Origin of the sequence: Pseudomonas rhodesiae, from assembly GCF_007858255.1 — a bacterium.
Taxonomy (GTDB): Bacteria; Pseudomonadota; Gammaproteobacteria; order Pseudomonadales; family Pseudomonadaceae; genus Aquipseudomonas; species Aquipseudomonas rhodesiae.
Genome location: NZ_VFEU01000025.1, coordinates 28,060 through 54,646 on the forward strand (window position 1 = coordinate 28,060; position 26,587 = coordinate 54,646).

27 protein-coding genes are annotated in these 26,587 nt (G+C 55.3%); 3 read left to right on the top strand and 24 right to left on the bottom strand.

The annotated features are described in order from the left end of the window. Positions 1 to 12: 12 nt before the first annotated feature. From traD to FIV35_RS24135, 9 genes are all read right to left on the bottom strand, one after another. On the bottom strand, positions 13 to 1,842 hold the full coding sequence (gene traD / locus FIV35_RS24095; protein WP_013100897.1) for a conjugative transfer system coupling protein TraD: 1,830 nt from the start codon (positions 1,840 to 1,842) through the stop codon (positions 13 to 15). Next, positions 1,839 to 4,391, bottom strand: coding sequence for a MobH family relaxase (mobH, locus tag FIV35_RS24100; RefSeq protein ID WP_083377983.1), 2,553 nt, complete (start codon positions 4,389 to 4,391; stop codon positions 1,839 to 1,841). The genes traD and mobH overlap by 4 nt, the downstream gene beginning before the upstream one ends. Positions 4,392 to 4,491: 100 nt before the next feature. After that, entirely contained in the window at positions 4,492 to 5,535 is a 1,044-nt protein-coding gene (locus FIV35_RS24105) for a YqaJ viral recombinase family protein (RefSeq protein ID WP_013100895.1), read from the bottom strand. Further along, positions 5,522 to 6,130, bottom strand: coding sequence for a hypothetical protein (locus FIV35_RS24110; RefSeq protein WP_013100894.1), 609 nt, complete (start codon positions 6,128 to 6,130; stop codon positions 5,522 to 5,524). The genes FIV35_RS24105 and FIV35_RS24110 overlap by 14 nt, the downstream gene beginning before the upstream one ends. A 131-nt stretch (positions 6,131 to 6,261) precedes the next feature. Next, positions 6,262 to 6,765 carry a hypothetical protein gene (locus FIV35_RS24115; RefSeq protein WP_013100893.1) on the bottom strand — a complete coding sequence of 168 codons (504 nt, stop codon included), beginning with the start codon at positions 6,763 to 6,765 and terminating at the stop codon, positions 6,262 to 6,264. Next, positions 6,746 to 6,925 carry a ubiquitin family protein gene (locus FIV35_RS24120; protein WP_033040792.1) on the bottom strand — a complete coding sequence of 60 codons (180 nt, stop codon included), beginning with the start codon at positions 6,923 to 6,925 and terminating at the stop codon, positions 6,746 to 6,748. Before FIV35_RS24120 ends, FIV35_RS24115 begins: the two co-directional genes overlap by 20 nt. An 82-nt stretch (positions 6,926 to 7,007) precedes the next feature. Continuing rightward, entirely contained in the window at positions 7,008 to 7,634 is a 627-nt protein-coding gene (locus FIV35_RS24125; protein ID WP_013100892.1) for a hypothetical protein, read from the bottom strand. 241 nt (positions 7,635 to 7,875) lie between these two features. Then, positions 7,876 to 8,967 carry a RecT family recombinase gene (locus tag FIV35_RS24130; RefSeq protein ID WP_013100891.1) on the bottom strand — a complete coding sequence of 364 codons (1,092 nt, stop codon included), beginning with the start codon at positions 8,965 to 8,967 and terminating at the stop codon, positions 7,876 to 7,878. 67 nt (positions 8,968 to 9,034) lie between these two features. Beyond that, positions 9,035 to 9,550, bottom strand: a complete 516-nt coding sequence (locus tag FIV35_RS24135) for a single-stranded DNA-binding protein (protein ID WP_013100890.1) — start codon at positions 9,548 to 9,550, stop codon at positions 9,035 to 9,037. 423 nt (positions 9,551 to 9,973) lie between these two features. Here FIV35_RS24135 and FIV35_RS24140 point away from each other — a divergent pair, with 423 nt between their 5' ends. Both FIV35_RS24140 and FIV35_RS24145 read left to right on the top strand, forming a co-directional pair. Further along, positions 9,974 to 10,531 carry a hypothetical protein gene (locus tag FIV35_RS24140; RefSeq protein WP_033041159.1) on the top strand — a complete coding sequence of 186 codons (558 nt, stop codon included), beginning with the start codon at positions 9,974 to 9,976 and terminating at the stop codon, positions 10,529 to 10,531. Between the two features lie 6 nt (positions 10,532 to 10,537). Further along, the gene (locus FIV35_RS24145; protein WP_013100888.1) at positions 10,538 to 11,386 is read left to right on the top strand and encodes a DsbA family protein; all 849 of its coding nucleotides are present in this window, start codon (positions 10,538 to 10,540) and stop codon (positions 11,384 to 11,386) included. 433 nt (positions 11,387 to 11,819) lie between these two features. On the opposite strand, the gene FIV35_RS24155 is transcribed toward FIV35_RS24145, so the two are convergent. Further along, a complete protein-coding gene (locus tag FIV35_RS24155) occupies positions 11,820 to 12,500 on the bottom strand; it encodes a hypothetical protein (protein WP_083377982.1) in 681 nt (226 codons plus the stop codon). After that, positions 12,490 to 13,662 (bottom strand): RNA-guided endonuclease InsQ/TnpB family protein, encoded by a 1,173-nt coding sequence (locus FIV35_RS24160; protein ID WP_083377981.1) that lies wholly within the window; start codon positions 13,660 to 13,662, stop codon positions 12,490 to 12,492. The genes FIV35_RS24155 and FIV35_RS24160 overlap by 11 nt, the downstream gene beginning before the upstream one ends. Before the next feature lie 153 nt (positions 13,663 to 13,815). Here FIV35_RS24160 and FIV35_RS24165 point away from each other — a divergent pair, with 153 nt between their 5' ends. Continuing rightward, on the top strand, positions 13,816 to 14,652 hold the full coding sequence (locus tag FIV35_RS24165; RefSeq protein ID WP_047296868.1) for a hypothetical protein: 837 nt from the start codon (positions 13,816 to 13,818) through the stop codon (positions 14,650 to 14,652). 44 nt (positions 14,653 to 14,696) lie between these two features. On the opposite strand, the gene traN is transcribed toward FIV35_RS24165, so the two are convergent. The 13 genes from traN to FIV35_RS24220 form a co-directional block, all read right to left on the bottom strand. After that, a complete protein-coding gene (gene traN, locus FIV35_RS24170) occupies positions 14,697 to 17,318 on the bottom strand; it encodes a conjugal transfer mating pair stabilization protein TraN (RefSeq protein WP_033040477.1) in 2,622 nt (873 codons plus the stop codon). 141 nt (positions 17,319 to 17,459) lie between these two features. Continuing rightward, positions 17,460 to 17,657, bottom strand: a complete 198-nt coding sequence (locus FIV35_RS24175) for a hypothetical protein (RefSeq protein WP_013100883.1) — start codon at positions 17,655 to 17,657, stop codon at positions 17,460 to 17,462. Between the two features lie 142 nt (positions 17,658 to 17,799). Continuing rightward, positions 17,800 to 17,931 carry a hypothetical protein gene (locus FIV35_RS30120; protein WP_255311629.1) on the bottom strand — a complete coding sequence of 44 codons (132 nt, stop codon included), beginning with the start codon at positions 17,929 to 17,931 and terminating at the stop codon, positions 17,800 to 17,802. A gap of 1 nt (position 17,932) precedes the next feature. Continuing rightward, complete coding sequence (locus tag FIV35_RS24180) at positions 17,933 to 18,139, bottom strand: hypothetical protein (RefSeq protein ID WP_011077965.1); 207 nt, start codon at positions 18,137 to 18,139, stop codon at positions 17,933 to 17,935. Positions 18,140 to 18,410: 271 nt separating this feature from the next. Further along, complete coding sequence (locus tag FIV35_RS30125; RefSeq protein ID WP_013100880.1) at positions 18,411 to 18,545, bottom strand: hypothetical protein; 135 nt, start codon at positions 18,543 to 18,545, stop codon at positions 18,411 to 18,413. A 431-nt stretch (positions 18,546 to 18,976) separates the two neighbouring features. Continuing rightward, positions 18,977 to 20,398, bottom strand: a complete 1,422-nt coding sequence (gene ltrA / locus FIV35_RS24185) for a group II intron reverse transcriptase/maturase (protein WP_083377980.1) — start codon at positions 20,396 to 20,398, stop codon at positions 18,977 to 18,979. A 465-nt stretch (positions 20,399 to 20,863) separates the two neighbouring features. Beyond that, entirely contained in the window at positions 20,864 to 21,109 is a 246-nt protein-coding gene (locus tag FIV35_RS24190; protein ID WP_013100879.1) for a hypothetical protein, read from the bottom strand. A 67-nt stretch (positions 21,110 to 21,176) separates the two neighbouring features. After that, positions 21,177 to 21,425 carry a hypothetical protein gene (locus FIV35_RS24195; protein ID WP_033040893.1) on the bottom strand — a complete coding sequence of 83 codons (249 nt, stop codon included), beginning with the start codon at positions 21,423 to 21,425 and terminating at the stop codon, positions 21,177 to 21,179. 48 nt (positions 21,426 to 21,473) lie between these two features. Beyond that, on the bottom strand, positions 21,474 to 21,860 hold the full coding sequence (locus FIV35_RS24200) for a hypothetical protein (RefSeq protein ID WP_013100877.1): 387 nt from the start codon (positions 21,858 to 21,860) through the stop codon (positions 21,474 to 21,476). A 73-nt stretch (positions 21,861 to 21,933) separates the two neighbouring features. Further along, positions 21,934 to 22,350, bottom strand: a complete 417-nt coding sequence (locus FIV35_RS24205) for a hypothetical protein (protein WP_033040891.1) — start codon at positions 22,348 to 22,350, stop codon at positions 21,934 to 21,936. Positions 22,351 to 22,419: 69 nt separating this feature from the next. Continuing rightward, positions 22,420 to 24,234: a nitric oxide reductase activation protein NorD gene (locus FIV35_RS24210; RefSeq protein ID WP_033040889.1), complete on the bottom strand. Its 1,815-nt coding sequence runs from the start codon at positions 24,232 to 24,234 to the stop codon at positions 22,420 to 22,422. Between the two features lie 80 nt (positions 24,235 to 24,314). Continuing rightward, entirely contained in the window at positions 24,315 to 25,514 is a 1,200-nt protein-coding gene (locus FIV35_RS24215) for a DUF3150 domain-containing protein (protein WP_028622350.1), read from the bottom strand. A gap of 75 nt (positions 25,515 to 25,589) precedes the next feature. After that, positions 25,590 to 26,558, bottom strand: coding sequence for an AAA family ATPase (locus FIV35_RS24220; protein WP_083377979.1), 969 nt, complete (start codon positions 26,556 to 26,558; stop codon positions 25,590 to 25,592). Positions 26,559 to 26,587 lie beyond the last annotated feature (29 nt).

The following is a 26,587-nucleotide window of genomic DNA, read 5'->3' on the forward strand; positions in this document are numbered from 1 at the left end:
TTTGCTCCGGAATCAGTTGGCAGTCGGGCCGGTAAGAATGGGTAGTCGCCCCTTGCGGATATCACCGCCCGCAAACACCGCGAGATATTCGAGGTCTGGTAGCTCGCCGAGGAGCGCTGTTGGGAAGCGCTCACCCTCCTCTTGCATAAGGCGCTCACCAACATTCCCGCCCTGCACCACCCCGCCTTCACCTGCCGAGTTGCCCTGAGTACGCATCACGTATTTGTAGCGAGTTGGCGTCATCTTTTTCGCCACGAACTCCTGCGTATCGGTATCAAGGATGCGGAGGCAGATGATGTTGTTCGCGTTCCCCAAAACCTGCATGGCCTTGGCTTCGTCACCCATGCGGGCCTTGAAGTCGGCGATGGTCTGGGTTGCGATGTAGAGGTTTATCCCTGCGCCGCGGCCCTTGTTCAGCAGCTGGATGAGCTGGTCATTGATCACCTCGGCGGCCTCGTCGACAAAGATGTTCACCGGCTTAGGCAACCTGTGGTTGTAGATCTCGCCCGCTGTCGACGCTAGATCGGCCAGGGCCAGCGACCCGATGGTTGAGCCCACCATCGGGTCGGCAAGCGAGTCGAGGCCCAGGTAAAGAACCTGGTCGGCATTGATGACCGAGTTGAGGTCACTGATTCGGCGCGGGTCTTCGTCGTCGATGTGCGGGGAAAGCAGCGGCCCCATTTCACCGGAGGTGAGCATCACCAGGATTGGAAGAAGGCCAGCGATCATCTTGCTGAAGTGCGATCGCTCGTGCTCGAGCATGGTGAGCAGGCCTTCCAGATCGGTATTGGCCTCAACCTTCGCGATATCGTTGTAATAGACCTTCCGTAATACCTTCGCCTTCTCTTCGATGTTCCGAACCTTGGCCGAAAGAATTGCTGATTCGGCCATCCTCGCGAATTCATCTTCACCGAAGACCTTTGAACCGAAGGCCATAACCACCTTGATGGTTAGCCCTGGAACATCTCCCTCAAGGGTTCTCCTGAGACCAACAAGCGTGGGCAGGATGTTGCAGATCAACATGGCCTGAATCACGCTATTCAAGGACATTTGAGCAAAGGCTTGGAATGGATCGCCAGCTTCGCTTTTCATCAACACTGCCACACGGGATGCAACTTCCGTTGCCCGGCCGTAGTTCTTTGTCAGCGACAAACGAACCGACTTATCCGGATGTGCAGGGTGGAAGTATTTGAACAGGCTGGCCTTCCCCATCGCCTTGCATGTGCGCTCGCATGTTTCGGCTAGGCCTTTATCGCCTTTCGGATCGATTACGATCACGGGCTCACCACGAGCGATGCACTGAGATATGGCCAGGTCGAACCAGCGGGTCTTACCGGCCCCTGTTGTGCCCAGCACGAGGTGGTGGATCGAACGCTGGTCTGCTGGCCGGAAACATGGCTCCTCTTCATCCATGCCGATCCCGTGTATCCATTTCGTACCCTTAACCTCAGCGTTGCGGCGGCCACGCTTACCGATAATGGCCTCAATATCCATCGCCTGGAGCTCGAATGCGTACTGCCCGTGCCGCTGTCGCCAAGGGAAAGCCTCGCCGAAATAGAACTCGTGTGGGTGTCTCTTCACCAGCTCCATCACCTCCTCCAAGGTGATGAAGGAGAGATCTGCTCCAACGAGACAGGCTTTTGCCCGATGAACGCGGAGGGCCCTTGGTATGGCCGCTAACGCAAATCCAGCCTGCACGCCAAGCGTTATCAGGTATGGGGTTACCGGCATCTCCGTCATCAATTGAACGGCGGTGCCGGCGAGCATGGACGAACCCCACGCAACTGCTTCCCGCGCCTCGTAGTTTTTCCGCCAGTAACTGGTGTAGTCCCATTCACTCATTTTTTGGGAAGCTCCTCGTAAAGGGGGCGAACGAAGATTTTTCTGCGCTTGGCGACCTTGACGGCATCGCGGAAGCAGAACACCGCGTTCTCTAGAGATGTTGGCGTGATGCCGAACTGCTCAGCGACATTCGTGAGCATGTAGGTTGTGAGGCTGAGCACAGGTGATCCGCCTATTTCCTCAAGTACGGCCTTCTCGATCAGCGACTTCACAGCCTGCTCGAGGCTTGGGATGTCGGCCTCGCGAAGCCGGGATATGTGAGGAATAACCCAGTCCAGCTCCGCTAACTTGCAGTAAATAACGCTGTAGTCGGACGTGAGCATGAAGCCTTCACGGGACTGTAGGGTTCGGGTCAGGGCTGGCCCCTCGACGGTAATGTCCTGCCACAGCCAGCCCGCATGGACGAGCGGGTGGATGTCCTCAGCAAGGAAGGAGGATTTCCCCAGTCGAACGAATACCTTGTTTCTCGCTAATGCCGCGTTCTCGGGGTCTTGAGTAGCGGTGATGAGCTTTTGGGCAAGATCAGGTTGTTGTTCCAGCAGGTAGCATTCGTGCGCTGTAAGCTTCGAGACGACACCGGCTGGCAAGATGCTGGAAACGCCTGGCACCTCCTCCGCCACGCGGCCGACCTCTCCGTCTTTCTGCTTCTTCGATTCCACCGGAGGCGTAGTTTTAGGCGTGCGTTTGCCTTGCCCCATGATGGAGTTGAGGGAGATCTTTTCCTGACGAGGTAACAGCTCCTGCGCCCCCTGCCCTGATCCAGCCTGCGTATCAGCATCAGAGGGATCGGAGCTAATTTCAGCCTCAGCGGGCGGGAGTGGTTCTTCTTGCTGGGGCTCAGCCGCCGGCGAGTGAGGACTCAAGAAAAGCAGCATTTCCTCAAGGCTGGCAGGAGGCTCCTGAGGTGCTTCTTCTTCCTCCTCAGCATCCAAAGCTTCCTCTGGTTGAGAGGAAGCAATTACAGCCGTATCGTCACCTGCCGGCTCTGACTCCACACCCACAGGGGCGTCTTCGGCGGGGTTCTGCGCTTGTTTGAGGCTAACCCCTGAAGAGGCGGTTGTTGGTACCGGAGCTGCTTGCCTTGGAGCCGCTTTTTTCTTTCTTGCTGGTTTCGACGATGCGGATTCTTTTGGAGGTGTAGGCTCCGAATCAGCGTCAGTATCCCCGCTCGAGTCCCCAGTCAGATCAGCCCCAAACAGGTCTTCCTGATGCTCACTCAGCGCGTTCGCTGCTGCGCCAGCCGTATCGTTAGGAGCAATGACATCCTTCTGCTTTCCCTCCTTCCCAAGGCTGATGGAAACTGGCGGCGGAATCGGTGTGGTTGGAAAAAGGATGTCCGGATTCACAAGCTTCATGCAGCGCAGCGCCGGGCCTTTGCCGTTCTTGCGCAGAAGGTGAGGCGTAACCAGCCAGTACAGGTCGCCGTTTGGGGCTCTCTCTGCTATCCCGTGCTCTACCAAGGTACCAATTAGCGTGTCAGGTGATCGCGGGATGGCCACAACCCCATCACCGACCAGCATGCTCACAATCTCCTCGGCACCCTGGTTCCAAGCGATGTAGACGCCATCAGTTGCAACCCATACGCGGCCGGCAGGCGTGTTGATCTTCCAGGTTCCGTCACTCAGCAACCGCAGCATTGCATCCGACACCAACCGCGGTACCGGGACACCTGTTGCATTGCCCCCGCCATTATTCGAGCCTCGATTGAGGTCACGCTTGGTGGATGCAGAGTCGGCCCACTTGACCAACTCGGTCAGAGGCGAGCTTCCGCTCCCGGAAATTGCATCGAGGAGCGCTTCATAGATGTCGTGGCCACCTTCAATCAGCCACGCCTGTACGGCTGGCGGAATGATCCGTGTTGCTTGCGCTACAGAGACCTGAACGTGATTCCCATGCCTATTGGAATTCCAATGCAGGAAATAGCGGGTCAACTTGTTGCGCACAGACCAGTCATGAAGCGTTTCCTGCGCGTAGATCCACTGGTTGTTGCCTTCAAAATCGGTGGCGCGAATATCCGTGAGAGGCTTCCCTGCGTCGTGTAGCAGCCCTGACGCGATGCCCGCGACGTACCACCGACGCAGGCGCATGCTTCGCCGTGCCGGGGTCTCGTTTGTATCAAAGGCTGTCGTAAGGCACCCATCCAGGGTGAGCGAGGCGACCTCAAGGCTATGTCGGAGCAACCCCCCTGGGCCGGAGTGATGGTGGTTCTCCGACGCCGGCAGCATGTGCGCCAATTCGGCGAAATTCACCAGGATCGGCTCAACGTAGAGCTTGAGGTCACTGGCAGGCATTCCGACTGAATGAATAATCCGATCGAACAGCTCGTGCTGATAATTGCGCATGAACCACTGCCCGCTAACCAGCCCTGGATAACCCTCTTGGTAAGGTGGGTACCGAAGGTTTCGCCAGTTATGGTTCTCCAGGTACCGCTTGATTTCAGGAGTAATCATCTGCTCGGCCGGGTGCGCGAAGCTGTCCGTAAGGGCACGCTCGCTTCGAGGCCACAGGCGTTTCAGGAATGAAAATGGAGGCATACGCTTCTCGGCCATGTTGTGTGCTGAGAATGATGCGTGAGGGATACCGCCTTGAGTTTCGTTTTCAGGCAGTTTTATGGTCGAAAAAAAGCCCGGCAAGTGCCGGGCTGAGGGGTTAGAACCAGAAGGTTCCGAAAAACTGTGACGGCTCTTCGACCGTCTCATTTATTGCGTCCACCTTTTGCCGTATGCGGGGCAACGGCTCAGGTTTGGCCTTACTTTCATCGTAGGAGGCATCCACAGAGACCCGCGTAGCCATTGACGAACCGGTCTGGTGTCTCGCGATCACATCGGGCGGAATAACCGCCTCCAGCTCGTGCGCAACACCTTTCCAATCCACAGTGCCAGCCACTTCGTAGCTCGTGACTTTCACACCCAGAGCATCGGCCCGGCGGAACTCCCCCAGCAACGGCAGGATCTCGGCCTCAAGGTCTTTTGCTTCCTTGGTGAGCACTTTCAACTGGGCCTTCAGCTCAGCAATCTTGCTCTCCTTCGCTCTCCTGGCATTTGCTAGCGGACGCCATGCAGCCAGGTCCAGCCTATCCAGCGGAATAACGTCCCGCTTTGGATCGGCCTCAGGCGGCACACCGCGCATCACCAGCCCCCAGAAGATTTCTTCTGCCTGAATGATTCGTCTCACCAGAAGGTCATCCCAGTCAACGATCAAACAGCAGGGTTCATGCTTCGGCGACCAAAACCACAGGTAACCGCGCCGTGCTCCACTGACGATCATCTGGTGCATCACTTGCCAGCGGTACAGCTTAAATGCCTTGCTATGCTCCCTGAGTTGCAGCACCTCCAGATGGTTGGTTTCGGAGAGATTCTTGATCTCTACCGGAGACTTGTCATCCAGAACCCCATCGAACGATGCCCGAATAAAAGGGTATGCGGTCGACTCTGCACAGAACGGCAAAGCCATCTTGCCGTACTTATCCTCAAAGGCTTGTAGCGCTAGCGGTTCGAATTTGACTCCCCTCCTAACCTGCGGGATTACCGACAAGTCAGCTGGCTCGACAATTCCAACCAATTCCTTCCACAGCTCCAGGGGCGTTTTATCAGGGTTTTCACCCATGATGACAGCGCAACTGGTTGCACTGATGCCTTCCCTTCGCCACTCGTGCCAATCAGGAGTCCGCTGCGCGATGTCAACGATTTTCATTGTCGACACCCTCATGGAACCCCAGCCTGGCCATTACCTCATACGCATGCAGAACACCGTTGTTACGGAACTCAGCACAGAGCTTCAGGTCGTGGAACAGCTCGGTTTTCTTCAACTTTGTGGTGCTGTAGAAGCCCTTCGCAAAGTTTGTTTCTGGATCAAGCACATCGACATAGCCGAGCCCGTCAAGCAGCGTCTTGCGTAGCAAGTCAGCATGGCTCAGCACATTCGCTATGCGCTCATCTAGTGGGCCTGATGTGAAGAAGTTGAACTGCAAGCCAATTTCTTCTCCGAGCAGCCGTAACGCCCTACAGACGGCGTTATACCGCTCCTTTCTCAGCTCTTCGGCCTTCGCATGGAAGTCCTGGAGCCGCTTACTGTAAACAACACCCCATTCGCGCAGCTGCTTTTCGTCTGCTTCCGTCAATCCCTGAAGGTCAGGGTTCTCAGGCCAGTTATCCAGATCCATGAACATGCTGAGTTTCCCCAACATGGTTTTTTCTTGGATCTCGACTCCTAACTCCGAATTGCGGTGAGCGACGATTGCGGCTTCTACGGCATGGAATGCCTTGCAGCATGACTCAAAGGTCTTCATTGATTTCTCCTTTTCTCAAGTTCACCACCCTGGCTCGAAAACCCAAGTGGCACCCCCGGAAAGGCGAAACCCCAGAGGGCTTTCGCCCCCTGGGGGATATTCTTTCTCTGGTGTTCCAGTGATGCTCACGATTACGCAACCTTCGCGTAGCGGGAGTAGATTTCTTCTCGCTTGCGCATGGCATCCTCGAAGCTCAACTGACCTGCATTGCAAGCCTGAATCACTGCGACGATCTCCATGCCGCGCTGCCATTCAGCGGTACCCGACAATCGATCAAGCGCCCCCATATCTAGAAGTGCGTATCCATCGTCAAGCATGTCGCCAATGCACAGCTCCGGCGTGTCATGCGTGCAATGGCCGGTGAAGCCATCACGTTGAAACGCCTGCCACCGAAAGCGCCCTTGCTGAGATGCGTCTGGGATAAGAACACCCCAGGCATCCCGGCTCCGATGCTTCAGCGTCAAGCCAAGTCCGTGGATAGTGAACTGACAAAGCAGGTACTCCAGGAGAATGAGCTTCACCTGAAATTGCTCGATCATTTCGTCAGCGTATTCCGCGAACGCACCACCCTCTTCTTTCATCTCCCCCCAGCTAGCAAGGGAGTCCTTCAGCCCCTCAACGGTTGACGGTCGCATTGTTCTGCTCTCCTGGAAGGGAGTGGGTCAGAACGGCAAAAAAACCCGGATGGGCCTTCTCTGCTTTGTCGATCGCTTCGCCGAAGGTGGTTGCTTCACAACGGAAGGTAGCCTTCTGCTGTGTATGCAGGATGGTCATCGATAGGATGTAAGTCCGCATGGTGTATCTCCTTCTCAGATTTTTAGCCCTGAAAAAGAGGCACCTTCCCTGAGGGGCGGTGCCCCTCAGGGATAGCGATTACTCAGTTGATTCGCTGGTATTGCCCAGCTTCAACCAGCTGCTTTGCTTGGCCTGCAAGATGCTCTACTACGCCGTTAGAAAGCGGATCGCTGCCATAGAAACCCCAGCAGCTATCTGTCTCCTCGCCGTCTTCAATCACCTTGAAGCCCCACACATCGCCGGTTAGGTACTGGTCATAAACCTCGACCTCCCCAACCAGCATGGCGGTTACTTTTTCGGTGCGTGACTTGTTCAGCCGTTTCCAGCCCTGCTCAGCACACACTTTCGCCTTGCTCACGAAAATAAAGCCCACTTGCCCACTGTCCCAGGGGCAGGCGAACGGCTTGGTTCTCATCGTGATGCCGCTGTGATCGTAGAGATACAGCGGCAGAATGATCGCCTTGCCTGTCATTTTGAGAGCTTGTTGGATGTCAGGTACATGAGTTGAGTCGAAGCCCATCTCGTTGAGCTGCCTTTCGGACAGGTGCTCGTAGATCAGGTCAAGCGCCTCAGTAGCTCCATCCTCATCACCCAGAATGTAGCGGCGATGAGCGCAGACCATCATTGCAAGGTTGTCCCACTTGCGCGGGTTTTCTGCGTCGGTGTCATGCATGAGCTGTACGGTGACTTTCGGTTGTGCAGTTGCCATATCGTTTTCCTTTCTCAAAAAACGACGAGGGCAATGCGCCCCTGGGGGCGATATGCCCCGTCAGGGAGTTTTTTGCAGATGCCTTACGGCAGCAGCAGGGTCAGGATGAAGACGATCAAGTCAGCCATCTGATTGATTCCTTTTGAACTGACGGAGCACTCCCCTTACGGGAAAGCCCCGCAGGGTTGTGGTCAGTTCGAAGCGCCCTATGCAACAAGGCCCCCCAAAGCGTTTTTTTGCGTCACTCGCCTTGCGACTGAGCAACGTACTGCGCAGATTTCAACTGGGTTACAGCGTAATCCCGAGCGTCTACAGGCCACGTCGAAACGTACTCGAACGCCGGCTCCCAACTATTGGCATCACGAGCACGCCGAACAACTTCCGCAACCTTCTTGATCACCTTTGCAGGTAAATCAGCAGGTGGCGGAACTTGGCTTCCATCACGGACAACTTCACCTTCAATCACATCGTCTGCCGGGGCAGGATCTGCAACCTCTGGTTTAGCGGCCTGTTCGGGGTCTACGGTGGGTTCTGGCTGCTGATTAACCTGGTTAGAGGTCGGCAACGGCTCAGTTTCCACCACATCAGCAGCGCCCATATATCGCTCAACAACTTCAACTGGTACATCGTTGGAAGAGAACCCTTCCCCAGCGTCTGTATTGAGGTACTGAATCACTCCGTCCAGCTTTGAGCCGGTCTGAGGCCAGTATTTCCTTGCAATCTTGATGGCCGACTTCTTGCGCATGGAATCTTCGAAGTCGACCCAAGGGCCTTTCTTCTTGCGTTTCCACAGCTCTGAAGCATCGCGAGCAGCATTGATTTCATCAGCGGTAACCGCCTCAACGTGAACGCGGCCATCAGGCAGAAGAGCTTCGACGTAGCAACCTACAAACTCCCCACGATCAGCCTTCTTGTCGAAAGGGTTGAACGTGTGGGTCGGGCTTTGTCGCTTCCCTCTGTACTCGAATTTGTCTTTCGAGTAGACCAATTCAACGATGCAATCACGGATCGCACCGTCGTTCACAGCGACCTTGACCATGCCCCTCCAGGACACGTCCAAAACCACCTGCCCGTCTCGGGGCACCAAGTACGCGAGCTGTCGGGATTGATTAAGAGTCAATCCGTAAGCCGCAACCTGGCTAAAGGCATTTCTAAGGCTTAGCGGGTTAGTCGTAGCGCACTTGCACAGATAGTCGTTGTTCATCATGGCCTGCGATGCAAACAGCAGCTCATTTTTGAACATCACGTCAGTCTTCGACGACTCCACTAGCTTGATGAACTTTTCTTCTTGCTTCGCAATAATTGCAACTGCGTTTTGGAAGTTATCGCTCATTTCATTTTCCTTTCTAAAAAGAAAACGCACCCGAAGGTGCGTTAATTCTTGACTGACTTCTGCCTGATTAGATGATGTTTAGAAGCAAACGGCTAATTGGGGCAAAAGGGATGTCGTCGTCGAAGCTGTCATAATGCGGATCATGCTGTGGAGCAGGATCGCGTGGTGACTGACTAGGACGTTGTTGTTGCTGTTGCGGACGCTGCTCACGGGGTTGCCCTTGAGAGTTGTCGCGCTCTGGCCTACCACCCAGGAGCTGCATTCTGCCCTGCATGTCGACGATAATTTCGGTGGTGTACCGTTTGATACCGTCTTTTTCCCACTCTCGTGTTTGAAGCTTACCTTCGATGTATACCTGCGATCCTTTCCGCAGATACTCACCAGCGATTTCAGCGACTTTCCCAAACAAAGAAACACGGTGCCATTCGGTCTTTTCGACTTTCTGTCCCGTTTGCTTGTCAGTCCACTGCTCACTTGTTGCAAGGCTGAGATTGGTTACTGCATTACCGTTCGGTAAGTAGCGAGTTTCTGGATCTTGACCACAGGTGCCAACCAAGATCACTTTATTTACGCCGCGAGCCATAGTATTTCTCCATTTAGATAGAACTACGGGGCGGCATTACCCCAATACGGGGGCAATAGCAGCCCCGTTGGGGTTTGGTTTTTCATGGGTTTTTGGTTGTACTTTTGAGACGGCCAACAAGCCGACCATGCGACGAAGCGCATGACTAAATCAGTCCACACATGTGGGCTGACTTAATCTGGGAATTCATGATGGTTGAGATTCAACCATGAGGCGCTGGGCCTGCTAGATGGACTGCAAGGCATGCAATCCGGATTTATAACGCCGAGCTACTCGACGTGATAGGAAGTCTGCAACAAGCAGAATCCAATGGCAAGCGGGTTTTTTGTCGGCGTTTTTTCAGTCGCTTTTTCGTCCTGAAAACGGGCCATCTCCTTTTCTGTACAGAGGAAAATGATCCTTACCAGCCTCAGAGGATCAACCATGCACCACCTTAAATCTCTCCTGCCGCTAGGCCTGGCCATTGGCTTGGCGCTCACAGCGGGTTGTGCCAACAAGCCAGAACCACCTGCCTCAGGCACGCCATTCGAGGTAGCAAGCTACGAGCCCGACATGCGCGAATACCACACCAGTTGGGGGCATACGGGCCGAGGCGGTGCAGCATTGCGAAAACCCACCTATCAACCCGTTCTTGGCAGCCTCGATGTTCTCGAGACCCCGGCCGGGAAGCTTCACCCAGAGCTGCAAGCACGCCTTACAACGAACGATAGCGTTGCAGTCCCCTCATCCATGTTCCAGGCCAACTGTGCTGACTCTGCAAATGTGGCGCAGGCCTTTGCTCTTGGCCAACCCGCGGCAAGCGAGCGCATCGTCACCTTGGCCAACGCGGCCGGTTCGGTCGATGACTACATTGCCGTCCGGAACAAGCTCTGCAAAGGGGCTCAACGGTTGAGCTACGAGGAGTGGGTCATTCTCGTCGAAGGCACCCCGAAGGATGTCCCTCTTCACCTGAAACCGTCTTTTTCCCCCTCCTATAAGTGATCAGTCATGCCTAAATTCAATCCCACTCTCGCTACAGCCATTGGCGTTTCCATCGTGACCTCTGCCGTTGCTATCGGTGTCTCCGTCCACATGGGTCAGAGCTACACCGACATCGCGGTACAAAATGCCCTTGTGGAGCAGTTGCCAGGCGCGGTCGACAAAACCCTGAAGGATCGTGAAGTTGAGAAGATCAACGCAGCGAAAGCGAAAATCCTCTCGAAGTGGAGCGGCGCAGCTGACACCACCATTGAAGGTCGGCACATCTACGGCAGCAAGGACGCCCAGTTCACCTTGGTCGAGTTCGTTGACCTGGAATGCCCTTATTGCAAGCGCTTCCATGACACGCCAAAGCAGATGGCTGACAAGTCCGAAGGGCGCATTAACTGGGAATGGCAGCATTACCCCCTGGCCTTCCACAACCCCGCAGCGGAAGTGGCAGCTCACGCCTCTGAGTGCGTGGGCGAGGTTGCCGGCAACAAAGCCTTCTGGGCCTTTACTGGCGAATGGTTCGCTCGCACTCAACTCAATGGCCAAGGTGTCGAGGACGTAGAGCGTCTTGCGCAGGAGGTTGGTGCTCCCCTTGATGCCTATCGTCAGTGCATGGAAAGCGGCAAGTACCGGGCCTTGATCGAAGGCCAGGTGAAGAAAGGCACGAACATGGGGGTCACCGGCACGCCAGCAACGGTCGTAGTCGACAACCTGACAGGCAACAAACTGCTGGTGAAGGGTGCCCAAAGCACACAGGTGCTACTCCAAACCATGCAGCAGCTGGTCAAAATGCGTGACGAGGCTCCCAACCAGGACAAGCTGGATACCCCTGCTGAGGGCGCGACCAATGAGATCGGTGCTCAATAGGCTGGATGAATGGGCCGACCGGCTAGACGCCGGCGGCACTCGTGCGCTTTGGGGCGCTCGTGACGCCATGACCCAGCAGCTAGAAGGTCGGGTGGGCCTTTTCCATGCACTACGCAGGGCCAGTAGCTGGGATGAGGTTTTCGATCTCATCTCAGCCAACGGATACACCCTCATTCCAAACGGAGAGGATTTTATCGCCGCTGACATGAGCACAGGGCTGATGTTCTCTCTCTGGGATTGTGGTCATAGCCGGCTCGTATTTGAGGAGCGGCTTGGTCACTTCCCGGATTCACCACCTACGAGTCGATGACTGCAACCCCGCCACGGCGGGGTTTTTCTTGTGCTTGGGTACGACCTCAACAACCGTTTGACATCCTCTCCAGCCTCTCGCTTCGCTCACAGAGCTGCCGCAAGGCCGGGGATTCCTACGGCGCTAGGCTGCGAATGCAGCTTCTTCGCTTCGGCGGGTTCCTTGGCCGAGCGCGCAGCCGCTACTCGTATCTCCAAAGGCGTTAATTTCCGTGTGTCCCACGGTATTTCTTGCCCCTTTGCGAAGGTTGTCCACCTTCCAAAGCGGGCGAAGATTGGTGTAGTGGCAGGCGTCTGCAAGCTGCTCTGCATTCTCAAGATTGAATGAGGCAAGCGGTCTGATGTGGTCGATATGCCACTCTCCCCAGTTATCCCAAGACATGCCATGCTCAAACAGGGACTCAATGTGCTTCATCGCGCTTTCTACCGAGCAGCCTAGTAGTTCAACAGCAGACCCGCTCTTCCAGCCGCCTTTGATTGCCCTGTTCAGTCTGATCCGCAGGTTCTTTGCCAGTTTGCGATGTGGCATAGCTTCCAGCGCCTTGCGTTCTTGCTTAGCGATGGCTGCGCGGTTCGCTCGCTTATACTGCCGCATCCATTCTCTGCGCTCCGGGGCTGCCTCCCGTACAGCATCACGCCTATTTTGCGACGCTTTGCGGGCAGGAGAAGATTTCTCCTGTTGTCGGATTGCTTCAGCGTTGTCTTTCCGATAAGCACGAGAGTATTCAGCAAGTCGCTCACGGTTCTTTGCCCGGTAGCGGCGCTGCCGTTCTTTCTTGGCTTGGCGCTGTTCCTCACTCAGCATTTGCGCTCTCCGCGAGCCGGGCGTGCCCCGCCCTGAGTATGTTGATCGCGCCGACCACATCGGCGTTGTTCTCATAACCGCATCCCACGCACTCGAAGCGGGCTTGCGTCTGGCGGTTGTCGGCAGACACATGGCCGCAGCACGGACAGGTGCGGCTCGTGTTCTGCGGCGGCACGGCGACGAGCCATCCGCCTCTCCAGGCCAGCTTGTAGTCCAACTGGCGGCGGAACTCGCCCCAGCCCTGATCCAGGATCGAGCGGTTGAGCCCGGCCTTCTGCCGAACCCGGCTGCCGGGTTGCTCGGCGGTGCCGCTGGCCGAACGGGTCATGCTGGCTACCTGGAGGTCTTCGACGATCACCAGCGCGTGGCTTTTGCTGATGGCGGTCGTCGCTTTGTGCAGGTAGTCGGCTCGGGCATTGGCGATCTGGCGCTGGATGCGCTGAACCCGAGCCTTGGCCTTTTTCCAGTTGCTGCTGAATTTGGTCTTGCGGGCCATCTGCCGCTGGGCCTTGGCCAGTCGGTGCTGGTGGCGGGCGAAGGTGTTGAGTGGTTCCAGCACCGTTTCCCGCTCCCCATCCCAGAGGGTGGCGAAGCGCACCACGCCGAGGTCGATGCCAACCGCGAGCGGGGCGGCGTGCAGCGGCACCGCCACTTCTCGCTCCGTCTGGATCGAAACGTACCAGTGGCCGGCGCTCAGGCTGACCGTGACGTTCTTGAGGGTGCCGAGCACCTGCCTGCTGTTGCGATAGCGCAGCCAGCCCAGCTTGGGCAGGTTGATGCGTGAATTTCCCTGGTCGAGCTTGATCTGTTTGGGATCGGGGTAGCGGAAGCTATCGCGCTGACCGCGTTTCTTGAAGCGGGGAAAGTCGGCCCGCTGGGCGAAGAAGTTCTGATAGGCCCGGTCGAGGTCTTTGAGCGCATGCTGCAAGGGATGCACCGGGGCATCCTTCAGCCAAGGCGTTTCATCGCCGTTGCGCCAGGCGGTGAGATATTTGGCCATGGCCACATAGCCGATGTACTTGCCGCCTTCTTCGCGGTTGACTTGCTGCACCGCCAGCGCCTTGTTGAAAACGAATCGGCACGCCCCTGCGAACTGCCGCAGCTTACGCTGCTGCTCGCCGGTTGGTTCGATGCGGAATTTGTAGGCTTGGCGTCTGAGCATTGGATTGCTGGCTATCTGTACAGTGTCGAGTATAGGGCCGCCGCGAGGCGTGCGCTACCCGTCCAATGCGTAGAAAGCCCACCAGTCATTCGCTTCGCTTGGGATTCCCGCCGAAGCCGGTAACCTATGCCTATCAAAACAAGGAGTTTCACCATGCAGAACCATCGTAGAACGATTTACACCGGCCTCCTCGCAGCAACTATTGCCCTCCTGGTCGGGTGCTCTTCCACGCCGAAGACTGCCACCGTGCAGCTGCCTGATCCGCAGAATGTACCGAAGGAAAAATGGTCGGATGCAATGCACGTTCTGACTGCCATGAACATTTCTGGCCAGCGTGATGTTCCTCTCGAGCTGGCTACATCCGGCCCGACAACAGCGACTTCAGGTACGGGCGGTTCGTCTGTGGGCGATGTCGCTATTGCCGCAGGCGGTTATGCGTCCCCGCCCTCAGGCGTCAGCAGCAATGCAGCTCTTGGCCTTGGGGTAGGACTCTTTCTACTCGGCGGTTCGAGCGATCCAGCTCGGGGGTATCAAACAGCCGCGTGGGTCCCATCCACACTTGCTAAGTCCCCCGAAGAAGCATCTGCTCTTGTACTAAAACTTTTTGATGAGGCCCGCCTTAAAGCTTTCCCTAATCAAAGATCAACACTCACGCCTAAAGTTGGAAAATATCCGCCTGGTAGTGGGAAAGCCTATGTTGACCCCGTAGCAATTTGGAAAGAGACCCCGGTTCAGTTTGACGGGGTAGCTTCAGTTCCTCCTACTTTCATTGCTTCTTCCGAGGCATACGGGCCGATATTTATTCATCATGGGCAGTATACAATTGACGGAAACAAAAACGATATATCTACACTGGACGCCATGATTGAGGTTTCGGAGAAACTACCTGAATGGTTTTACATGTACCACCCAGGTGAAAGGCTGCGGAAGAACTCTGTTCCAGCGCGCATTATCAATAAAGGTCAATCGATGTATTTCATCGGAAAATAAAACAACTGATAAATAAAAAAAGCCCCGCCAGCGCGGGGCTTATTTTATCGCAGCCCTTCCTCTGCCTTTCTCTTTACCGCGTCTACATCGAAATTCTCAAGCCTCTGTAGGTTTCTATCTAATGTGTTCAGACGCTTTTCTCCATCTGTTGTCTGAAGTTTACTACCACTCCCGGTAATATCCTCCAGGGAAACTGTATTAGCGGTAGGAAGACGCCCTGCAAGATTCAGCATGCCGATCCACTCAGACAGATCCACACGCGACCAATCCATCTGCGCCATCTGAGCTGGCGTAATTCCTTCGCACGTAGGCGACTTTACGTCACCCCATCCCAACCCCAGTTGTTCACGGGCTGACTCTTGAATGATGCGCGCTACAACCGAGCCAAAGCAGCAATAGGCCTCTCGCTTTTCAACGCATGACCCAAGTGCTTCGGATGCGCAGTAGCTGCCAACAAAGTGGCATTGCCGGGTTTCCTTTTTCGCACCAAGCTCGAACTCCTTCTGCTCGCACTCCCAAATAATGTTGATCAGCAGATCCACAATCACATAGACCATATAAACCCAGCCGATGATATTAACTACCATCGCAGCGTTGGCGCTTAGTCCAGTAACAGTACCCTGGGTCGCGGTGCCTTCTGCACCTGTAGCGAATACCGCATTTGCAGCAGCAGAGGCCCCCATTTCAACCATTGCATCATAGGCCTGCTGCATCAGCCATTGCTGAATCTGTCCCATCGCTGCACCTTGGAATCCCTCATTGAACGCAGCAGTGGCGCTATCGACAATGGTGCCCCACTGGCCCTTGATAACCGAGGAGCCGACAGACATGGCAGCTTCAGTGCCCGCGGCCCAGTATCCCGGCGCAAAGAGATTTCCTGTCCTGCTCAATGCCTCAAGTGAGCTGGTCATCTTGAGAGTGTTCATGGTCAGGTTTACATAGTCGAAGATGCTTACGCTTTCCGGCGCTTCGCAGCAGTCAACATAGCCCCCGAGCGCCTTCTTGCACTCCATAGCCTCGCCTTTGAACACCTTGCAGTCATTGGCCTCGTTGATATCGGTACCATCACCACCGCAGTCCAGGTCGTGCTCAGCAAACTGAGCAACCTGAAGCATGGCCACCGCATAGGCAAAATCGCCGCTTTTCGTGTTCGACGAGTCGAAACACTCACTGCCCATGCAGCGCGCCCCACCAGGGCATTCGATTTGGGCCCCAGTGTTCACGATAGTTTCGTAGCTGGTGTCATAACCGCAGTCCCAGACCTCCTCGAAGGCATAGCAAGAGCCTGTCTCGCCTTTTGCGCCATCAATACAACCTTGAGAGATAAAACCGCAGCTGGGGTTCTGCTCGTACTGGGTGCAGGTATTCAGGTTGCCGCCATCATTTGAGGGGCACCGCTGCACACCCTGGGCGTCCGTGTAGCAATCCATATTCCCCTTGTAGTAGGAGCACTCGGCGCTTACCTGGGCCTTCTTGCAAAGCGGATCGATGCTCGGGTGCGGGGATGGTGGCATGTCAGAGCGGCAGATCCGAACGCCATTGGTTTCCGTACAGCCATTGGCGTCCACCGCCGGCATAGACGTGCACGACATCTGAGCGTTGGTGCAGAACCCATCCTCGATCATGTCGAACATAGGCAGGCGCTCTTCCGGCCCCCAACCATTATCGACAAACGCCTTTGCCGGGTCATAGATGATCTTGATGCGGGCGTAACCCTCACCACCACCGGTAACCGAGGTGCGGGTTTTGAACGTGATCACGTCATCATCGCTGCCGAACTTGTCAGTGATCACCTTGTTCGGAGCTACGTTCCAGCTTGTTCCGCGTTCGCAGCTTCCAGCTGTTTCCGGCGGGAAGACACCAGGTGTGTGCGTCCAAAGCATTTCGTCATTGAAAAGGATTTGGAAATAATCGTCGAAAACAGCTCTGTCGACGGTAGCTGAAATAATGGCGTCCTTGGCTATCACGCGGAATCGGGTGTACTCCTCATAGATTTTGCAGTTCCCGCTCCAGTAGTTGTCCCCTACCGTGCCGACCCAGATGTACAAGCAACCTGGTCCGCACGACTGAAAGTTTGGCTGCCCGGAAACGTATTCGATTACACCTACCTTGTAGTCATGCAGGAACTCAACGTTTCCGCCTTGATCCACGACGCGCTCACATGTTTTGTAATTGGCAACATGGGCGTTTTTCGTCACGTTCTCAAAAACTTCGGTAGAGGTGCAGTCCGCGAAGTTCTGCTTAAACCCATCCATGAAGTCAGGGGAACGAACTTGATCAGCCTGATTGAGCATAGGGTCGTTGGAGAGATCTACCGACATGCGGTTGCCGCTGTCGATCAGGGTTCGGTATGCCTCTCCCTCAGAGGACGATTCCGATTGGAGGCGGGTATTTGCTCGCAACCCGAGATCGATCGTCTTCACATCGTCGCCGTAGACGTTCTCGAGCGAGGCAGTGTCTCCAGTTTCAGGGAAAAGATCCTGAAGCGTGACGGAGGCGTCCCCACCATCGAATACCTGAAGTGCCTGCTGGCCTACCGATTGACCGGCCGCAGATCCTGCTGTCACAGCGTCGGCCCAGGCTGTGAAGGTCATGCTGTTGAGATACAGGCCGATCACGGTCACGTTGACCAGCCGTCTCAGCGTTGTTTTGAGTGGTTGTCGCATCGATCGCATGTCCAAAAATGGGGATGCTTCGATGCTAGGGGAAGGGTGAGAAATGATGGCGCGGTTTCAGGCAACAAAATCGCCTGAAAAAGCAAAGCCCCGGCTGGTGGGGTCACCGGCCGGGGCTCGCTGTGTTTTTGATCATGCCTCAGGCACTACTAAGACCTGGCCATCACTCGGGATCAAGCGATGAATCACCGCCCATGATTTAACGAACCGGGTATCCGGATCGGAGGACGAAACAGTTCTGGCGATCTGCTCGGGGACTTTGAACACCCGTCCAGACTCGACCATCAGTTCTTTGAGTTCTTGGCAGAATAGTGCGTTTGCTGCGGTCATGTTCAACTCTCCAGGTGTGGGTGATCCCCAGAGCCCTTCACACGGAAGGGCTCTGGTGGATCACCCACGGAGGGTGACCACGCAGCGGTCTAGCCGAAGCTAGACTTGAATCCGTTCACTGGGCCAACCCCTGAGGGAAGGCTCAGTGGGCCTTGATGTTCGTGCCGTGCTTCTTGTCGAGACGGTCAGCGACCACATAACCGATCACGCCGGTTAGGGCCAAAGCACCGACAACGCCTACGATTGCGTAAACAAGCATCTGCATCGAGTCCATTTCATTCTCCTTTCGGATTGCTCATCGCTGTAATCAAGGATACCACCAAATCGGCGATCATCATTACCACGCCAAGCACCAGACAGAACGATACGACAAGCGGATGCGTTCCTGGTGTAACGATGGAAACAAAAGCGGCTGCCAACAAGCTACAGCCAACGCCCATAAGTGAAGCCTTAATCCAGTCGAATAGTATTTTCTTGTACATCTTTTTTACTCCTCAAAAAGACGAGGAGTCCCAACGGGATTCCCCGTCAGGGTTTAATTATTTCCAACTCCGAGCCGTTCGGCTGAGTTAGAAGAACAACAATAAAGCCATTTGCCTGCGAATAAATCGCATAGGCAAAGTTCGATTTTTCTGCCAACGATGATGCGCTGCGAACAGCGTCAATTGCGTTTACATGAAACATCGGGACGACCTCTTACGAAGCAAAGACTTCCAGTAAAACCGAAAGCTTTTTGCCAAGAGCCTTATTGAATCAAAGCGCGTGACGTGCCTTGATCATTTCTGCGGTGTGAGACTGCTGAGCAGTTTCAACGCCTGCATCGAACGCCTTGAAGCCAAGTTGAATGCCACCAACAACAAGAGCGGTAAGGACGATGAGAGTTTTCATGGTGTTCTCCGTTAGCAAAAGATGCAGACGGAGAACCACCCTGGCGGGAAGTAATCTCCCCGCTGCGGGTTTTTTATGCACGCAGAAAAACCAATATCCAGTTGCCTGGATGTCGATAATTTGAGTGCTATTTTTAAGCCGGTTTGAAAGCGTGGCTCTGCTTTTTGTGACTCATCACATACATGATGAGAACACTGCCTGAACGCATACACGTTTCAGGCCTTGGCGGACATGCTCATGCATGGCGCTAAGTTCTAAGCACAGAGGGCTCTGTGCTGGAGGGGTTCTTGAGAGCTCGACCTGAGGCCCGCTCTATGCCTGCGATGATACCAAACCGATGCCCTTTAACAAGATGGCGAAATCGAGTAGGAGGCGGCTTCACAGCCGCCGTCCTCTCACACCACCGTGCGTACGGTTCCGTACACGGCGGTTCAGGTTATGCGGCTAAGCCGGTTAATTGTATCCAGTATCGAGACCAGTCCGAGTCTATCCCATAGTTTCTTCGGTAGCGCCTGATTCACGTGAGATGCCCCCGAATTCCACCACGGGCCTCGGCCATTGAAGGCCGATTTATAGGCACGTTCCTCGCTCAAGCCCAGGCGCATCAGGTTGCGCGCCCTCGTTGAGGGCCGTTTCCATTGGCGCCAGATGACGCAGCGAAGTTTGTGCCTGACCCAGCCGTCCATTTTCTCAAGTGGGCGTTTGCTCTGGCTGAGCTTGAAATAGCCAGCCCAGCCTCGCAGGACAGGGTTGATTCGCTCGATGACAGTCGCCACTTTGCGGGCCCTTACACTGCGCAGCAATATTCTGAGTCGGTCGCGTAAGCGCCCCAGGCTCATCGTTGCCACGCGCAGCCTTGGTTGCTGGTGCATGCTCATCCCGTAGCCCAAATAGTCACACTTCCAAGCCTCTGCCACTTGGCTCTTCTTCCGGTTCACCGTCAATTTCAAACGTTGGCACAGAAAGCGCTCGACGCTGGCCAGCACCCGCTCACCAGACCGAGGAGTGCGGACATAAATGTTCGCATCATCGGCGTAGCGCACGAAGCGATGGCCCCGACGCTCCAGCTCGCGATCGAGTTCGTCGAGCAGGATATTCGACAACAACGGCGAGAGCGGGCCGCCTTGCGGCGTCCCTTCCTGCCGCTGGCTGACGATACCGCCCGACATGACACCGGCTTCGAGGTAGCGACGGATCAGCCTGAGCGCGCCCTTGTCTTCAATACGGCGCTCGATGCAGGCCATCAGGATGTCGTGGTTGACCCGATCAAAGAACTTCTCAAGGTCGAGTTCCACGCACCAGCGATACCCCGACGCCACATGAGCGCGGGCCATCCCGACGGCTTGGTGAGCGCTTCTGCCCGGACGAAAGCCGTAGCTGTAGTCCGAAAACAGTGGATCGAAGATTGGCGTAAGCTGTTGCTGCAGGGCTTGCTGGATCAGGCGATCTACGACGCTGGGGATTCCCAGTTGCCGTGTGCCGCCCTGCGGTTTGGGAATTTCAACCGCTCGCACTGCTTGAGGATGGTATTCACCGGCCATCAACCTGGCCTTGAGTATTGGCCAATACTGTTTCACGTGGCCCGCCAAGTCGGCCACCGTCATGCCATCGGCACCCGGCGCCCCCTTGTTGCTGACTACGCGTTGATACGCACGCCTGAGGTTGGCCGGTGCAAGCACCCGCTCCATCAGCGTGCCCGACTCCGCGCTCGTCCACGCCACTGACGCCATCGATACCTTTGCACTGTCAGGCATCATCCTCGGCTTCTGGCCGGGACTCAGGATGATAGTTTCCGCTGTGGGAAATTTCTGCATTACGGCTACCAACGAGACAGTGACACCTACTGGCGGCATAACCTGTTCGGCCCTTGGTGGCGTGGTTAACCGCCACTTACTACGGCCTCGGCTGACTTCTGCACGCCCATCCCGTCGCCTCTCGACGCTCGGTAGCACAAAGGCAGGTGTGCAGATCTCCCAGGGTAATTCGCGTGACCTTCCTGCTTATGCCTGTCGGATTTACGTCACAGCGTTCCGTGCAAGTATTGGGCTTCGACGATTTGGGCCGCCTTACCCCGCTGTGCCGCCTCTATCCGCTTCCTGTTCGTCAGGCCAGCATTTTGCCTCGGGCTTCCTTCAGATTCGCAGTCACCCGCGACACCCTTGCCTCCGGCTAACACTTCCCCTTGCCGGGTGTGTAGAGGACTTCCACCTCCAAGTCACCCGCCTGGTCACCACAACCAAGCGGGTTGCGCTGACGCGCAACGCGCCATGCCTGGCGCACCCAAAAAAAAGGGTGACCCGAAGGCCACCCTTTCACACTCATAGCCCATTAGGTGAGAACACCTTGTGGCCGCATTTATTCCGGAAACGGTCAACAACCATCTCCATTGGCTCCTCCAGCTTTATCGGCTGGAAAAAACCTTCTCCCCGCGAGTGCTTCAGGAGGATGACGCCCCCTGATGACAGCTCCCATAGGTGAACCTTTGTGCCCCCTTTGGTTACCCAAGCCTTACGGCTTATCGAGGCCTGGCCTTGCAAACGAGCAGCTTCGAGGATCGCGTTCATCGACTTCTCCATACATCCATGCAGGGAGAAGCCCCGCGGGGGATTTCTCCCCCTTGGGTTGTGTTTTTTAGAGTCCTGAATATCTGCTTTCGAGCTTCAATTTTTCTGGCGAAACCGGGAACCAGTAGCAATCCCAATCCAGAAAAACGAATGCATCAGGGCGAAACTCAGGATCGATCTCCCGGACGAATCCAAGGATTTTCTTTCCCTGGATTTCGACTCCGTATCCATTTGTCACCGTCACGGTATCGCCAAGGATGAAGTCGCATGGAACAGGCGCGGCTTTTGCCATCTTTTCTTCAACAAACCGGTGCATTTTCATCTCCATTTTCATGGAGAACCCCGCCGGGGTTCCCCGGTAGGGTTATTTGCAGATTGCGTTGGCCAGCTCTTCAGCGTGCAGCAGAGCGTACGCTCTTCGCTCCTGGCTCATGTATGGCCAGCAAGAGCCAACTGCGTCCGAATAGCTCCCGAAGGCATCAATCCAGTCCCAGTAAATGTTCTTGCTGTCCACACGTCGCATTTGGTCAGCAGCCGGACGAACAAGGCTGAAAACCTTGTACAGCTCGCCACGCTCAACCGCCTGCTTTACAACCTGAAGCTCGCCTTCCGTCATAGCCTTGCGGCAAACCTTCTCGACGAGAACGCCGGCAGCGCGTTTCAGCAGCCTTTCAACTAGCTTGACCACCTGATCGTTACGAGTAACGAACGTCCTGGCTTCGCCGGCCTGGGCATCCTTATAAGCATTCATCTGATTCTCCATTTCTACGAAACGCAGAAAGGGAGAAAGCCCGTAGGGGGCTTTCCCCCTATCGGGCTTCTATTTACTTAACCAGTTCTTTGGCTGCGATTTTCAATGTGGTAGCGCGAACATCTTCGAAGTCGCACATCATTGCTTCACAACAGACTCGGAAGCTAAACGGATGAACTTCGTCCGAAAGTACCCAATCCATTGCTTCGCGCCAATTCTGCTCACTGAGCTGAGGATGAATGATCTGCCTCAGAGTGATTTTCAGCAGGTATTCCCGCATCCACTCAACGTAATCATCGGTGATTTCGTCTCGTGTCCGCAGGGCTTCCAACTCAGCGTCTGACATTTCCAGAATGTCGAGAAATCCAAGTTGAAAGACTCGCGCATGGCTTGCCTTTCTCCGTGGTCTCCGCTCAAACGAGCGGCGCTGAATAATTACTTGTTCCCCAAACAGATCCAGCAAGGGCAACGCAGTCGCAGTATTTTCCATTTCAGACCTCCTCAAACCGACAGAGGCCTCCCACTAGGGAAAGCCCCTAGTGGGTTGAATGGTTATTTGTCAGGCAGCTAATGCTTCGCGAACAAGCTCAAAGAGCGAGTTCTTGAGATTCGCAACCTCCCCAACAGCACGGTATTGGCTGAACAATGCTTTCAGGATGTGCTCATTGGCACTTCCGAAACCAAGTCCAATCACTTCGATGCCGCTGACCTCACACCGCTGAATAAACTCTTTCGCTGCATGAGTAGTACCTGCGTTCGGTTCCCCATCCGTTATGACGAAAAGAATCTTCTTCTCGCCCTTCGCACGAAGAACTTCAACAGCAGCCGGCCACAGTGCTTGCGCAAGAGGCGTACCGCCCTCCGACATCACACCAAAGCCACCTTCGCTTACCGCCCTGATCAATCGCTCTTTCGGGCTCTTGATCAGTGCGCAGCGCTCAACGCCATCGTTTGCCTTGTTGGGAAACGACATCGCGCCGGTTGTCACCAGCGGAAGTCCCTCCAGCGCGCTTAGCACCGCATAGACTGCGGCTTCGGCCTGATCCATCGCAGACTTCATACTCCCCGACTTGTCGAGAAGAATCTGGATTGATGCAGACTGACGCTCTGCTCGAGACTTACTTCTAAACACCCGCGTTTCGCCGCCTTTCATCATGGCGATACGGCCAGTGTCGATCCTCTTGCCCTGCCGCTTCAGCCGAACACGGCAATCAACCTGCGCCTGTAACAGCCCATTAAGGCACTGTCGTAGACCGGCAGATTGCTCGATGCCCAATTGCACACGGCGGACGCTCGCTTGATCGGATCGGTTCCTCCCCCTCCCGTCCAGAGAGAATGGTCGGAGCGGATTACCGTCGCGCACTGCCTTACGGCCTAGCAACTCACCCGCCTTGTCGCCAACTTCCGAGATCAACCCTTTCAGGTCGGCTTCGGTTGCATCCTTGGCCTGCTCGCGCAGGTTGCTGGCTTCTGGGGAAGGTTTGCCGCTGCCATTGCTGGACTGCGAGGTTTCTTGGCCATCGTCGCCGGCATTGCTGCCGCTACTTGGTTGGGATTGGTCTTGCGGCTCGGAGCCGGACTGGCCTCCATCAGATGTTTCCTGCTTGGATTCGGGTTGCCCCTCCTCTTTGCCTTCATCACCTGCACCCGCACCACCGTCTTGCTTCTGCTCCTGCTGCTGATCGCCTCCACCCGACTCTTGCGAGTCCTGAGGAGCACCCTCCGAGCCTTGCTCGGGCTGCGGTTGCTCATCTTCCTGCTCATCCTCTTGCGAAGGCAGCAGGTCGATAATCGCGTCCACCAGAGCGAGAACATCTGTTGTGCTCTCGCACGTCAGGGTGTTCTTCACCAGGGTCAGGATCTGATCCGTAAGGTCAGCCCCAAGAAGGGTCTCCATACGGGCCAGGTAGGCTTTTGCTGGAACCTCAAGCTGCGGTTCCTGGAGTAGCCAGTAACCGCCGTAGAGAATTCCGTTGTGAATCACATGGAGCGCCGGGCAGTCATCCACCTGCTCAGGCCGAAACGGCTCAAGCAGAACCTTGCGGTTCAGGTAGCGGATGTCCGACTCAGTACCTGGGTACTGATCCATGCTCAATCGTTCAATGCGGATGTCCTCAAGAATGTTCAGCAGATTCTTGCGGAAGGGTGTCGGGCATGAGTCGCGAAAGCAGCCCATGTCTGTGTTGCGGACATGGGAGCATTCATGTGCGATGTACCCGAAGGACAGCGGCAGATCGTCCTCGGTGAAGGGGACAAATACGTTTTTTCCATCTGTCTTAGCCTGGATACCCTCAACGTGCACTTTGACGCCAGTTAGCTCGGCAAGGTGCTGTGCATAGATCGGCAGAGTGCCGACCAGGGATTGATTGCTCATCGTTTATCTCCTTTCTCGCCACCGCGAAAAGGAGTAACCCCGCGAGGAGGGCTACTCCCACGCGGGGTTTGTTTGTGATGTCAGAACCAGAAGGTGCCGAAGGGCATATCGGGTTCGGACGGATTGATTACGAGGGGTTCTTCAGACTGCTCCACTGGAACGGATTCAGCTGGTTCAACAACCTCGGGTGTTGCTGGTACTTCGTTGATGCTGTCGTGACAACTCGGAGTAGCTACGCTTGCGCTCAGCTCTTCCTCGACCATCGTTACGGCATCCGCGGGTACTTCAGCATCAGGTACAGCAACAACAGCGACAGTCTCGGCCGGGGCCTCGATCTCAACTGCTGTAGGAGCCTCTGTTTCAACACCGGCCGGGGCCTCGGTTTCAACTGAAGGCAATGCTGGAACGAAGGCCATCGATGCATCTTCATGACCGTTGGCAATGTTCAGGTTTTTGATCAGCCGCTTGATCGAGTCCTCATCAGAAAGGGCCGACACAAGGGCTACAACGCTGTTGTACTGAGAGCCATTAACCACCCCGGACTTGGGGAGAGCCGCAAGGACTTCCTCAATGTGTTCGGTTAGGGCTTTGACCTCACTGGACAGGAACATCAGGCCGCGAAGCTTGGCGTTGATCTTCCGAACAGTGTTCAGCGTCGTTTGTGTGACATGGCCACGAGTGGCCAAGCCTGTTTCAAGCAAGCGCTCGGCTGTATCTGCCGTCTCAGCGTACAGCTGATCTGACAAACCACGGACCTGCGTACCCAGCGTGTTAGAGAGGTGCTTGTCGCCATCAGGGGAAACACGGCATGCCGCGTACCCAAAATGCATCCCTGCATCTACCTGCGCCTTCGGTGTCACCGAGGTGCGGATAGCATCACGCCATTCTTGCTTCTCCCAGCCCTTGTCGATCCACTCAGTGATCCAGCGTTCGTAGTTAGGGAGAAAGTTGTTTTTCAAGTCGTAGAATTGCGATTTGAGCGCTTCCAGTCGGTCAACAACCTCCTGGATCTTGTCCTGGGAAACTGCATAGCCACCGAGGAACCGCACACCACACTCTTCCACCACCTTTGTAGCCTGCCGCTTGATCTTCTCAAACGGTTTCAGCTTCTCCGGGTCGATTACACGCATCGAGCCGAGTGAAGCCAAAATAGCAGGAGGAATCTTCCCCTCCAGCATTTCAGGTTTAAGCTTTTTCCGAGCAGTCCACAGATGGATACCGGAAAGATCGACCAGCAGTAGTTGGTCTAGGATTTTGATCTCATTCTGTTGAATGGACATTTCACGATTCTCCTTTCTCACATGCATGAAAAAGGGGGAATCGCGCCCGGTGGGGGAGATTCCCCCTTAGGGTTTTTACACAGCAACTTTCCAATCGCCACCAAAGACACTCTGGGCGATCTTACGAATTGCTGTCTTCTGAACTAAATCGCAGCGATTGAGCAGCGATTCATCCAGCGAAAGTTGAAGCGGATTAGCCGCGGCCTGGTGAGTGTATCCACAAGAGATACGCCCCCAGCGAAGCAATGTCCGAGTGGACATCGTGACGCTTAGGTAATTACCACCTAACCCTTGATGTTGATTACGAATGGAGTTCGCAACCTTCACCATGTTTTTCGCCATCTCTTCCGGAAGCATTGGCAAAGCAGATATCAAAGTTGCTACTTCGTTATCAGCCTCAAGGTACGGAACCTCAAACACTCGGAAGCGATCCAGCGATGCCAGGTTCTGCTGCATGGTGCCAGCATGTACTCCCGATGCATCACCCTGTCCCGCCGTATTGCCGCAAGCGACAAACCGGAAGTTGGCATGAGGCTTCACAACCTCACCATTGTTTTCCGCAATCACCAAGGGTCTCCCCTCCATGACAGCGTGCAGACCTACAGTTACTGCCGGATCAAGCGTGTCGTACTCATCGAGCACGAACACAAACCCATTACGCATTGCTTGGGTCAGCGGCCCATCCACAAACTTCGTGTTCAGGTCGCCGCTCACCGGATCAGTGACAGGCAGGTTGTAACCAGTAAGCTCCGGCATTTCCATCCGACTATGTGCCGAAACGGTGATGCAGGGCCAATTAAGATGGGCAGTGACTTGCTCTACGAGCGAAGACTTACCCGATCCAGTTGGGCCGAGGAGCATGCAGCTATCCCCAAACGGAGCGTAGAGCCAACTCATGAACGGCTTGACCAGCATCTCGCGGAAAAAATACTTCTTCTTCGGCGCGACGTGATGCATCCACTGGTGTCCTTCTGCAAAACCTGGCGCTTGCGCGTTGGTATTGAAGCCGAACTCTTTCATCTCAACTTTTGCATTGAATTGCATTTTATATTCTCCGTTCTCGAAAGCAGTTG